At 64.1% G+C, this 12,177-nt stretch carries 9 protein-coding genes; 7 read left to right on the plus strand and 2 right to left on the minus strand.

The window, feature by feature from the left end:
* Positions 1-37: 37 nt before the first annotated feature.
* The 5 genes from ACZYOF_RS06860 to ACZYOF_RS06880 all read left to right on the plus strand — a co-directional run bounded on the left by ACZYOF_RS06860 (position 38) and on the right by ACZYOF_RS06880 (position 5,339).
* On the plus strand, positions 38-1,408 hold the full coding sequence (locus tag ACZYOF_RS06860; protein WP_463715251.1) for a pyruvate dehydrogenase complex dihydrolipoamide acetyltransferase: 1,371 nt from the start codon (positions 38-40) through the stop codon (positions 1,406-1,408).
* A gap of 3 nt (positions 1,409-1,411) precedes the next feature.
* A complete protein-coding gene (locus ACZYOF_RS06865) occupies positions 1,412-1,597 on the plus strand; it encodes a hypothetical protein (protein ID WP_028167551.1) in 186 nt (61 codons plus the stop codon).
* Complete coding sequence (lpdA, locus tag ACZYOF_RS06870; RefSeq protein ID WP_130579135.1) at positions 1,597-3,018, plus strand: dihydrolipoyl dehydrogenase; 1,422 nt, start codon at positions 1,597-1,599, stop codon at positions 3,016-3,018. Before ACZYOF_RS06865 ends, lpdA begins: the two co-directional genes overlap by 1 nt.
* Positions 3,019-3,036: 18 nt before the next feature.
* The gene (locus tag ACZYOF_RS06875; RefSeq protein ID WP_282527078.1) at positions 3,037-4,278 is read left to right on the plus strand and encodes a threonine synthase; all 1,242 of its coding nucleotides are present in this window, start codon (positions 3,037-3,039) and stop codon (positions 4,276-4,278) included.
* Positions 4,279-4,370: 92 nt separating this feature from the next.
* A complete protein-coding gene (locus ACZYOF_RS06880) occupies positions 4,371-5,339 on the plus strand; it encodes a tripartite tricarboxylate transporter substrate binding protein BugD (protein WP_463715252.1) in 969 nt (322 codons plus the stop codon).
* A 259-nt stretch (positions 5,340-5,598) separates the two neighbouring features.
* Here ACZYOF_RS06880 and ACZYOF_RS06885 read toward each other — a convergent pair whose 3' ends face one another.
* The gene (locus ACZYOF_RS06885; protein ID WP_463715253.1) at positions 5,599-7,806 is read right to left on the minus strand and encodes a lytic transglycosylase domain-containing protein; all 2,208 of its coding nucleotides are present in this window, start codon (positions 7,804-7,806) and stop codon (positions 5,599-5,601) included.
* An 891-nt stretch (positions 7,807-8,697) separates the two neighbouring features.
* Between ACZYOF_RS06885 and ilvD the strand changes: the two genes are divergently transcribed.
* Positions 8,698-10,422 (plus strand): dihydroxy-acid dehydratase, encoded by a 1,725-nt coding sequence (ilvD, locus tag ACZYOF_RS06890; RefSeq protein ID WP_463715282.1) that lies wholly within the window; start codon positions 8,698-8,700, stop codon positions 10,420-10,422.
* The gene (locus ACZYOF_RS06895; protein WP_463715254.1) at positions 10,409-11,248 is read left to right on the plus strand and encodes a tetratricopeptide repeat protein; all 840 of its coding nucleotides are present in this window, start codon (positions 10,409-10,411) and stop codon (positions 11,246-11,248) included. Before ilvD ends, ACZYOF_RS06895 begins: the two co-directional genes overlap by 14 nt.
* 82 nt (positions 11,249-11,330) lie before the next feature.
* Here ACZYOF_RS06895 and xth read toward each other — a convergent pair whose 3' ends face one another.
* Entirely contained in the window at positions 11,331-12,122 is a 792-nt protein-coding gene (gene xth, locus ACZYOF_RS06900; protein ID WP_130579143.1) for an exodeoxyribonuclease III, read from the minus strand.
* Positions 12,123-12,177 lie beyond the last annotated feature (55 nt).

The raw sequence follows: 12,177 nt of genomic DNA on the forward strand, positions 1-12,177 counted from the left end.
GAAGCCGCCATGCAAAAGTTAGCTTTGTGAGGTCACCATGCCCATCAACATCCTGATGCCCGCGCTGTCGCCTACCATGGAGAAGGGCAATCTGGCCAAATGGCTCAAGAAGGAGGGCGACAAGGTCAAGTCCGGCGATGTGATCGCGGAGATCGAGACCGACAAGGCGACGATGGAAGTCGAGGCGGTCGACGAGGGCACCATCGCCAAAATCCTGGTGCCTGAGGGTACGCAGGACGTCCCGGTCAACGACGTGATCGCGGTGCTGGCCGGCGACGGCGAGGACGTGAAGGCGGCAGCGAGCGGCGCAGGCGCTGCACCGCCGAAAGCCGCTGAGGCGCCTGCCGCAAAGCCCGCTCCAGCACCGGCGCCTGCGCCGGCCCCCGCCCAACCGGCGCCGGCCCCGAAAGCTGCAGCGCCTGCTGCAGCGCCGGCACCCGCGCCGCAAACCGCAGCACCGGCGCCCCAGGGCAACGGCCACGCCCGCATCTTCTCGTCGCCGCTGGCGCGCCGTCTTGCCAAGGGAGCCGGCATTGAGCTCGGGCGCATCAACGGCACCGGGCCGCACGGCCGCATCATCGCGCGCGACGTCGAGGAGGCGAAATCCGGCAAGGGCCTGAAGGCGCCGCCGGCCGCGCCCAGCACGACGCCGTCTATCGCGCCGTCAATGTCGGATCAGCAGATCCTCGCGCTGTTCGAGCCGGGTTCTTATGAGATCGTGCCGCATGACGGCATGCGCCGCACCATCGCGCAGCGCCTGACCGCGTCGATCCAGCAGATCCCGCATTTCTATCTGACGATCGACTGCGATATCGGCAAGCTGCTCGCCGCCCGCGAAGAGATCAACGCCGCCGCGCCGAAGGACGCCGACAAGAAGCCGCTCTACAAGCTCTCGGTGAATGACTTCGTCATCAAGGCGATGGCGGTCGCGCTGCAGAAGATCCCGAACTGCAATGTGAGCTGGACCGAAGGCGGCATGGTCAAGCACAAGCATTCCGACATCGGCGTGGCGGTGGCGATGCCGGGCGGCCTGATCACGCCGATCATCCGGAAAGCGGAAACCAAGACGCTGTCGGTCATATCGAGCGAGATGAAGGATTTTGCCGCCCGCGCCCGTGCGCGCAAGCTGAAGCCGGAAGAGTATCAGGGCGGCACCACCGCCGTCTCCAACCTCGGCATGTACGGCATCAACCACTTCACCGCCGTGATCAACCCGCCGCATGCGACGATCCTCGCCGTCGGCACCAGCGAGGAACGGCCGGTGGTGCGCAATGGCAAGATCGAGATCGCCAGCATCATGAGCGTGACGCTGTCCTGCGACCATCGCGCGATCGACGGCGCGCTCGGCGCCGAGCTGATCGGCGCCTTCAGGCAGCTCATCGAAAACCCCGTCATGATGATGGTGTGATGCGTGACGTCTAACGCATTGCTCTATGGTCCCTATGTTCTTGCAATAGCGCTGGCGATTGCTGCGCTGATCGTCCGCGCGCGTGATCTGGCATCGACGACCCAGTTCCGGATCATGCTGGGCGGCGCCGGGCTGCTTGCGCTTGGATGGACCGGATTCCTGGTTGCTCTCGCTAGATCGGATTTGTGATGGCTGACACTTCCTTCGACGTTATCATCATCGGCGCCGGCCCCGGCGGCTATGTCACCGCGATCCGCGCGGCGCAGCTCGGCTTCAAGACCGCGGTGGTGGAAAAGGCTTATCTCGGCGGCATCTGCAACAATTGGGGCTGCATCCCGACCAAGGCGCTGCTGCGCTCGGCGGAAGTCTATCATCTGATGCAGCACGCCAAGGACTACGGCCTGTCGGCGGAAAACATCTCGTTCGATCCGAAGGCGGTGGTGCAGCGTTCGCGCAACGTGGTGAAGCGGCTGAATGACGGCGTCGGCTTCCTGTTCCGCAAGAACAAGATCACGACGATCTGGGGCGAAGCGACGATCGATGCGCCCGGCAAGCTGACGGTCAAGAAGTCTTCCGTCGAGGCGCCGAAGGGCGCGCTCGGTGAGGGGACCTACCAGGCAAAACACATCATCATCGCGACCGGCGCGCGGCCGCGCGTGCTGCCGGGACTCGAGCCCGACAAGAAGCTGGTCTGGACCTATTTCGAGGCGATGGTGCCGGACAAGATGCCGAAATCGCTCTTGGTGATCGGCTCCGGCGCGATCGGCATCGAGTTTGCCTCGTTCTATCGCACCCTCGGCGCGGAGGTGACGGTCGTCGAAGTGCTGCCGCAGATCTTGCCCGTAGAGGACACCGAAATCGCGAAATTCGCGCACAAGGCGTTCGAGAAGCAGGGCATCAAGATCTTCACCAATACCAAGGTGACGAAGCTCGACAAGAAGAGCGACAGCGTGGTCGCGACCATCGACGACGGCAAGGGCAAGCCGCAGACCATCGAGTTCGACCGCGTGATCTCGGCCGTCGGCGTGGTCGGCAATGTCGAAGGCATCGGGCTGGAGAAGCTCGGCGTGAAGGCCGAGCGGGGCATCATCGCCATCGACGGTTATTGCCGGACCAACGTCCCCGGCATCTATGCGATCGGTGACGTCGCTGGCCCTCCGATGCTCGCGCACAAGGCCGAGCATGAGGGCATCATCTGCGTCGAGGCGATCAAGGGCCTGCATCCGCACCCGATGGACAGGAACATGATCCCCGGCTGCACCTATTGCTATCCGCAGGTGGCGTCCGTCGGCATGACCGAGGCCAAGGCCAAGGAAGCCGGACGCGACATTCGTGTCGGCCGCTTCCCCTTCGTCGGCAACGGCAAGGCGATCGCGCTCGGCGAGGACCAGGGCATGGTCAAGGTGATCTTCGACAAGAAGACCGGCCAGCTTCTCGGCGCCCACATGGTCGGCGCTGAGGTCACCGAGCTGATCCAGGGCTATGTGATCGCCATGAACCTCGAGACGACAGAGGAAGAGCTGATGCACACCATCTTCCCGCATCCGACGCTGTCGGAGATGATGAAGGAAGCGGTGCTGGACGCCTATGGGCGCGTCCTCAACATGTAACGGAAGGGATGGCGAATCGTGAAAGACAACGACAACCTCACCATCGAACGCCCGACCTTCGTCACCCATCTCGAATGCGCGATGGAGGGCGACCGCTATCCCGCCGACCAGGTGCACAATCTCTCCAAGGCCGGCAAGCCGCTGCTCGTGCGCTACGACCTTGCGGGCGTGAAGAAGGCGCTGAGCAAGGATGCGCTGAAGGAGCGTCCCGCCGAGATGTGGCGGTATCGCGAATTGTTGCCGGTGCGCCAGTGCAAGGACATCGTCAGCCTCGGCGAGGTGACGACGCCGCTGATCCGGCTGCCGAAGCTCGGCGCCAAGCTCGGCGGCGGCGAGATCATCGTGAAGGACGAGGGGCGGCTGCCGACCGGCTCGTTCAAGGCGCGCGGGCTTGTCATGGCGGTGTCGATGGGCAAGGCGCTCGGCATCAAGCACATGGCGATGCCGACCAACGGCAATGCCGGTGCTGCGCTCGCCGCTTACGCTACCGCTTGCGGCATCAAGACCACGATCTTCTGCCCGGCCGACACGCCGGAGGTGAATGTCAGCGAGATCGAGCTGCAGGGCGCGACCGTCTATCGCGTCAACGGCCTGATCGACGATTGCGGCAAGATCGTCGGCGAGGGCAAGGCCAAGGTCGGTTGGTTCGACACGTCGACCCTGAAGGAGCCGTACCGGATCGAGGGCAAGAAGACGATGGGGCTCGAACTCGCCGAACAACTCGGCTGGGACGTGCCCGACGTGATCTTCTATCCGACCGGCGGCGGCACCGGCCTGATCGGCATGTGGAAGGCCTTTGCCGAACTGGAGGCGATCGGCTTCATCGGCAGCAAGCGCCCGCGCATGGTCGCGGTGCAGGCCTCCGGCTGCGCCCCGATGGTGCGTGCTTTTGAAGCAGGCACCGAGCATGCGACACGCTGGGAAGACGCGCACACCATCGCCTCCGGCATCCGCGTGCCACAGGCGATCGGAGATTTTCTGATCCTGCGCGCGGTCCGCGAGAGCAAAGGTTTCGCAATTGCGGTCGATGACGAGAAGATTTCTGCTGCGCTGAGCGAAGTCGCGCGCGAGGAGGGGCTGTTGCTGTGCCCCGAGGGCGCGGCCACTTACGCCGCCTACAAGCAAAGCCTCGCCGACGGACGCGTCACGAAAAACGATCGCGTGATGCTGTTCAATTGCGCGACAGGCCTTAAATATCCGCTGCCGCCGGTCACGCGCACGCTCGATCGTTTCAAGCCGATCGACTTCGCGCAATTCTAAGGAATTAGAAAAAAGCGGGGGCCGTTCTGTTGAGTTGACCATGTCCAAATAAGAACAAGCCGAGCACGGCTTTCTTTACAGGGGAGGGAGCGATGCGAAGAATAGTTCTGGCGATGCTGGCAGTTCTCTTGTTCGGCGGCACCGCCGTCGCCCAAAACTATCCTTCGCATCCGATCACCGTCATCGTGCCGTTCTCGGCTGGCGGGCCGTCGGATGCGATGGCGCGTATCCTCGCCGAGCGGATGAAGGCCTCGCTCGGTGAGACCCTCCTGATCGAGAACGTGACGGGGGCGGGCGGCTCGATCGGCGTCGGCCGCGCGGTGCGCTCGCCGGCGGACGGCTACACCATCTCTTTCGGCCATCTCGGCACGCATGTCGCCAACGGCGCCGTCTACAAGCTCGGCTATGACCTCGTCGCCGATCTCGATCCCGTGGTGCTGCTGCCGAGCAACCCGATGATCATCGTCAGCAAGAATGCGATCCCCGCCAAATCGCTGAGCGAATTGTTGGCCTGGCTGAAGTCGCGCCCGTCGCCGCCGACCGCAGGCACTGCGGGCGCCGGCTCCGGCAGCCACATCGCCGGGCTCTATTTCGAGAACGTCGCCGGCATCAAATTGCAATATGTGCCCTATCGCGGGACAGCGCCGGCGTTGAACGACCTTGTCGCGGGACAGATCGACATCATGATCGATCAGACCTCCAACTCGATCAACCAGGTCCGCGGCGGCACCATCCGCGCCTATGCCGTGACCGACGACAAGCGCGTCGACTCCGCGGCCGAGGTCCCAACCACCGATGAAGCCGGCCTGCCGGGCTTCCACATGACGCTGTGGTCCGGCCTCTGGGTACCCAAGGGTACGCCGAAGGAGATCGTCGCCAAGCTGAATGCCGCGGCGGTGGAGGCGCTGAACGATCCCGCGGTCGTGAAGCAGCTCGAAAACCTCGGCCTGCGCATGCCGCCGAAGAACCAGCTCACGCCCGAAGCCCTCGGCGCCTGGCAGAAGGCCGAGATCGCAAAATGGTGGCCGATGATCAAAGCCGCCGACGTGAAGGTGGATTGAAATCGTAGCGAGTAGCCCGGGTGAAGCGAAGCGCAACCCGGGACATCTCTATCAACGTGTACGAGCGGCCCCGGGTTACGCTGACGCTCCACCCGGGCTACGAAGCTCGCGCGCTGCCGCACGTGAGATCCTCATCCTGAGGAACCTGCGAAGCAGGCGTCTCGAAGGATGGGCCGCGGGCCAGATAGGGGCCTCATGGTTCGAGACGCGCTGCGCGCTCCTCACCATGAGGGTCTGGCAGCGCGAGCCGCAGGGGAAGTCACTGCGCAGCGCCTGCAGCCGCGGTCGCCGGTGCCGCGGCGTTCGTCTCCTGCGTAACCACGCGCTGATCGGTCTTTGTTGCCACCGCCGTGCTGCTGTTAAAGCGCTCGCGGTAGACCAGCAAGTTCTCCATCACGCGCTGCACATAGTTGCGCGTCTCGGAGATCGGAATGCGCTCGACCCAATCGACCGGATCCACGTTCGGATCGCGCGGGTCGCCATAGGCCTTCACCCAGTCGCGGACCCGGCCGCGGCCGGCGTTGTAGCCGGCGAACGTCATGATGTTACAGCCCTTGTAATCTGCGAGCAGCGCGCTGAGCTCGGCGGCGCCCATCTGGGTGTTGTAGACGGGATCGGAAACCATCCGGTCCCAGTCATAGGTCACGCCGAAGCGCTTGGCGGTGTCGCGGCCGGCTTCCGGCGTCACCTGCATCAGGCCGACGGCATTGGCCGGCGACTTGTCGCGCTGATCGAACGCGCTCTCGGTGCGCGCCACCGAATAGATCATGCTGCGCTCGATCTCGGGCGCGACCTGGGTATGTTGGGGGATCCCGATGGTCGGGAAGGCGTATTGATCGAGTGCAAGGCCGCGCCCCAGCGCCAGCTTGCCGAGCTGCAGCATGGTGGCCGCATCGTTGCGGCGGGCGGTGAGCTCGCCGAGCGCGTTGAGCATGGGGACATCCGTGCTCTGTTCGCCGAGATCGGCGGCGAAATACAGCACCACGTCGCGTTCGCCGATCTGGTAGAGCATATCGGCGGCGCGCACGCGCTCGTCTACGGCAGCCGTATCGTCGGCGGCAGCAGCAGGCGAGGGCGCCCGCAGCTCGATCGCATCAAGGCCGAGCTTGGCGCGCGCGAGCTGTCCGTAATAGGCGGTCGGGTAGCGCGCGGCAGCCTCAAAGCTGGCGCGCATCGCGTCCTTTTCTCCGAGCGCTTCGGCGGCGCGGCCGCGCCAGTAGTTGGCGCGCGCCAGCACGATCGGATTGGCCGCGCCTTCGTCGATGCGCGCGAAATGCGTCGCCGCCGTCACGGGATCGTCGAGATAGCGCAAGGCGATCCAGCCGCACGTGGAGTGGAAATCAGCACGGTAATATTCGTTGGCCGGCAGCGCGGCGGCGGCGACAACCTGGTATGCGGTCTGGAACTTGCCCTGATCGAGCAGCTTGCGCGCCAGCGAGCGCCGCTCGCGCCACCATTGATCGGTGTCCTGCAGCGCCATGGTCTCGGGCGCGGCTGATAGCACCAGGTCCGCCGCGTCATCAACCCGGTTCTCGCCGAGCAGCCACTGCAGGCGGCAAAGCGTGTAGCCGAGATCCTTGCGGGCCTCAGTCGCGACATTGTTGAGCTGGTCGAGCGCCTTGCTCGATTTCGCGGCCACCGCGCCGCAGGCCTTCACGATCGCAAGCTCGTCGCTGCCAAGCCGTTGCGCCGCGCGCTTGGCGCCGGCAAGATCCCTGGCGCCGATCCGCTTGTCCATGCGCGCGCGGTGATCCTCGCGGGTGAGGAGATCGCCGAACAGCTCATATGCGTCGCCTTCCAGCCGATCCGACAATTCATCCGAGCGCCAGGCGTCGCCCACCAGACGCGCAGCTCCATCGCGGTCGCCTTCGGTCAGGAGCACCCGCGCCAGCGCGAATTTGCCCTTGGCGCTGGTGGGCCGATCGCGGGTGAAGCGATGAACCGTGACCGCATCGCTGCGCTCCTGCCACAGCCGCCCCTCGGCCTTGCGGCGCAATAGCGCCATGCTCGGCCAATCCGGATTGGCGGCCATGAACGCCACATAGCGGCTGAAATTCGCCGTCGTCTCCGTGTGGCGCAGGATATACCATTCGACCAGCTTCTGGCCCGCCGGGTCGGTGATCTTGTCTCTGGTGGCGGTCGCCTCTTCCGTCTTCGCCTTGCGCGCCAGATCGATCCCGTCTTTCACCAGTGCGAGATCGCCTGACAGTGCCGGCGTCAGCGCAGGAGCTTCCTTCGCGGATGCGTCTTTCGATTTCTTCGACTTGCGGCGCGCATCGGCGTGCTTGCCACGTCCGCGTTTTCCGACTGAGGCATCACGCTGGTTGCGCCCCTTCGTCGCCTTCGCGTCGTTCGTCTTTTTGATGTGCGCTTGCTTGTGGCTCGAGCGTGCCGTCGCATCCGTCGAGAATAGCGCGAGCACAGCCACGGTGAGGAGACAAGACAGCGAACGTAAGCACTGGTTCATTCCATGGTCCCCCTGCGAACCATTAGACAAACCAAGTCGCAAACCGTGCGGCTTGAGTGACCTAAGGTTATCACAGCGTCGATTCGCAACTGTCGCGCTCAAGCCACAGAGCGCAAAAAACGCTGACGTGAATGGAACTCTAACCGCGGTTGAATTGCGGACTGATCGAGATGGAACTTCGCATCTGCCAATGATCGCGTCGTCGTGTGATGCTTCCCACCGAACAGACGCGAGCGGCGCGAACTCAGCCGACAATCTTGGCCAAAGAGAGGTGAAGCGAGGTGTAACCTCGGGCGCATCGCCTCGCGAGAACGGGAACTACCTCCTCACTTCAGTGTCATGCCCGCGAAGGCGGGCATCCAGTAACCGGCGGCGTCCGAACGCAAGCACTGCCTGCTGTCGAATACTGGATCGTCCGCCTTCGCGGACGATGACAGCGGAGAGGGGAGAACTGTCCCTGGCTTGACCAGGATCCATAACTACAGGCGCTGGTGATGCGCCGAGCGGGTGGCCGCTTGCTAGCGTCACGTCAACCTCTGGTCGTTATGGGACCTCGCTTTGGCAGCGACCACAGAGCGAGAATCGCCGAGCCAAACCCACTACGTGGCCAGAATTACTTCTCCTGTGATGCCAGTCGCGTGCCCAAAAAACGCCTGCTAGGCGCCAGGAACGCGTCCAAATGGTTGCTGCGGGGCAACGTTTGTTGCGATGAGGCAACAGTTCTCTAAGATTTAACCGTTTGATCAGCCGGGTGTTGCACGCGCCGCTTTTTGGCCACACCCCTGCATGAAATGATGCTTCGTAAGGCTAAAGCCACGGCACTCGCGAAGCGAAGGGAAGATCACCATTTCCCGGGTCAAGGCAGAGATGGCTAGGGAAACTGGGTTCGCGATGGACGCCAAGACCAATCTCAAGAACAGGCTGCCAAGCCGCCACGTGACGGAGGGCCCCGAGCGCGCCCCGCACCGCTCGTATCTCTATGCCATGGGGCTCACCACCGAGCAGATCCACCAGCCGTTCGTCGGCGTGGCCTCCTGCTGGAACGAAGCCGCGCCCTGCAATATCTCGCTGATGCGCCAGGCTCAGGCGGTGAAGAAGGGCGTGGCCTCCGCCGGCGGCACCCCGCGCGAATTCTGCACCATCACGGTCACCGACGGCATCGCCATGGGCCATGACGGCATGCGCTCGTCGCTGCCATCTCGGGAATGCATCGCCGATTCGGTCGAGCTGACCGTCCGCGGCCACGCCTATGACGCCCTGGTTGGCCTCGCCGGCTGCGACAAGTCGCTGCCCGGAATGATGATGGCGATGGTCCGCCTCAACGTGCCCTCGATCTTCATCTATGGCGGCTCGATTCTTCCCGGCAATTTCCGCGGCCAGCAGGTCACCGTCCAGGACATGTTCGAAGCCGTCGGCAAGCACTCGGTGGGCACCATGTCGGATGCCGACCTTGATGAGATCGAGCGGGTGGCCTGTCCCTCGGCCGGTGCCTGCGGTGCCCAGTTCACCGCCAACACCATGGCGACCGTGTCGGAAGCGATCGGGCTCGCACTCCCGTATTCTGCCGGGGCGCCGGCGCCTTACGAGATCCGCGACGCGTTCTGCGCTGCCGCCGGCGAGAAGATCATGGAGCTGGTCGCCAAGAACATCCGGCCGCGCGACATCATCACCCGTAAATCCCTGGAGAACGCCGCGGCCGTGGTCGCGGCCTCCGGTGGCTCGACCAATGCCGGGCTGCATCTGCCGGCGATCGCCAATGAATGCGGCATCAAGTTCGATCTGTTCGACGTGGCGGAAATCTTCAAAAAGACTCCCTATGTCGCTGATTTGAAGCCGGGCGGCCGTTATGTTGCCAAAGACATGTTTGAAGCTGGCGGCATCCCGCTGCTGATGAAGACGCTGCTCGATAACGGCTACCTCCACGGCGATTGCCTGACCGTGACGGGCCGAACGATCGCCGAAAACCTCAAAAGCGTGAAATGGAATCCGCACCAGGACGTGGTCCGTCCGGCGGACAAGCCGATCACCGTCACCGGCGGTGTCGTCGGCTTGAAGGGTAATCTTGCGCCGGAAGGAGCGATCGTGAAGGTCGCGGGCATGTCGAACTTGAAGTTTACCGGGCCTGCCCGTTGCTTCGACCGCGAGGAGGACGCCTTCGAGGCGGTCCAGAAGCGGACCTATAAGGAAGGCGAGGTCATCGTCATCCGCTATGAGGGGCCGAAGGGCGGTCCGGGCATGCGGGAAATGCTGGCAACGACGGCGGCGCTGACCGGGCAGGGCATGGGCGGCAAGATCGCGCTGATCACCGACGGCCGGTTCTCGGGCGCCACGAGAGGCTTCTGCATCGGCCATGTCGGGCCGGAAGCCGCCATCGGCGGACCGATCGCGCTGCTTCAGGACGGCGACATCATCGAGATCGACGCGGTGGCCGGGACTCTTAACGTAAAGTTGAGCGACGCCGAGCTCGCCGAACGCAAGACCAAATGGGCCCCTCGCGCGACTAACCACACATCTGGTGCGCTGTGGAAGTATGCCCAGCAGGTCGGGCCTGCGGTGGATGGCGCGATCACCCATCCGGGTGGCGCGCACGAGAAACAGTGTTATGCGGACATTTGAGCGTACGATTATTGCGTTGATTTTAGGGGCCATTCCGGTGGCGGGCCCCGGATTCGCGTTTGACGGGGCCCCGGTCAATCCGTCGGACGCCACGCTGCCGATGGTTTCCCCTCAGCCCAGCGCGGGGGGCGGATTGAAGCGGATCGCGGTTCCGCCGCCCACGGCGAACGCCGCCAATTCCACGAGCTCCTTCTCGTCGCTGCAATTTGCCGCAGAGGGCGGCCATCCCGTCGCCCAGTGGAAGCTTGGCCGGATGTATGCCGAAGGCGACGGTGTCGCCCAGGACGATCTGCGCGCCTTCGAATATTTCAGCCGCATCGCCAATGCGCATGCCGAGGACAGCCCGTCGGCGCCGCAGGCGACGATCGTGGCCCAGGCCTTCGTGGCGCTGGGGCGGTACTACCTCAACGGCATCCCGAACTCGAAGATCAAGATGGATACCGAGCGGGCGCGGGAGATGTTCTCCTATGCCGCGTCCTATTTCGGCAACGCGGACGCCCAGTATGACCTCGCCCGGCTCTATCTAAAGACGCCGGACGCCTCGCGGGAAGATTTCCGCTATGGCGCGCGCTGGCTCGGGCTTGCGGCCCAGAAGGGCCAGCACCAGGCCCAGGCGCTGCTCGGCCAGATGCTGTTCAACGGCGACAGGCTGCCGCCGCAGCGGGCCCGCGGCCTGATGTGGCTGACGCTCGCCCGCGACAGCGCCGCTCCCGACGAGATGTGGATCAAGGAAAGCTATAACCGCGCGTTCGCCAAGGCCTCCGACGACGACCGTGCGATGGCGCTGCAGATGCTCGAGCACTGGGTGCAGGGCCGCCGCGACTAGCCGAGATTGGGTCGCATTGCATCCTCCGCGATTGGATGCCGCACTTCCTCTTACGTTAGCGGGGAGGGCGAGAGTGCTGTTTTTACGCGGCCTCGAAGTCGAGATCGGCCCAGACCGGCACGTGGTCTGACGGTTTTTCCCAGGCGCGGACGTAGCTGTCGACCCCGACATGGGTCAGCCGGTCGCTGGCTTGGGGCGACATCAAGAGGTGGTCGATCCGCAGGCCCCAGTTTTTCTGCCAGGCCCCGGCCTGATAGTCCCAGAACGTGTACTGGCCGGGCGCGTCGGTGACGGCGCGCAGCGCGTCGGTCAGGCCGAGGCCGAGCAGGGACTGGAACGCTTCGCGGGTGGTCGGGCGAAACAGGGCGTCTTCCACCCAGGCCGGCGGGTTGTAGACGTCCGAGGCCGCCGGGATCACGTTGAAGTCGCCGGCAAGGATCAGCGGCTCTTCCGCTTTAAGTCGCTCCCTCGAATACTCAAGAAGCCGCGACATCCATTTGAGCTTGTAGGGATATTTGTCGCTATTCGCCGGGTTGCCATTGGGCAGATAGAGGCAGGCGATCCTGAGCACGCCGTGCTTGTGGGTGACGACGCCTTCGAGGAAGCGGGCGTGGGCATCCTCATCATCGCCGGCGAGGCCCGACTTGGTCTCGTCGAACGGCAGCTTGGAGAGCAGGGCGACGCCGTTGAAGGTCTTTTGTCCGTGGGTGACGACGTTGTAGCCGAGCGATTCAATCTCCAGCCGCGGAAACGCTTCGTCGGTGCATTTGATTTCCTGCAGGCAGACGATGTCGGGGGAGCACTCCTTAAGCCAAGTGAGGAGGAGCTCGAGCCGCTGCCGGATCGAATTGACGTTCCACGTCGCGATGCGCATGAAGGGGACCTAAGTCGTAGCCACAATTTCGGCCGTTGGCATACCATGTGCCGCA

Source organism: Bradyrhizobium sp. LeoA1Lang (assembly GCF_055413685.1).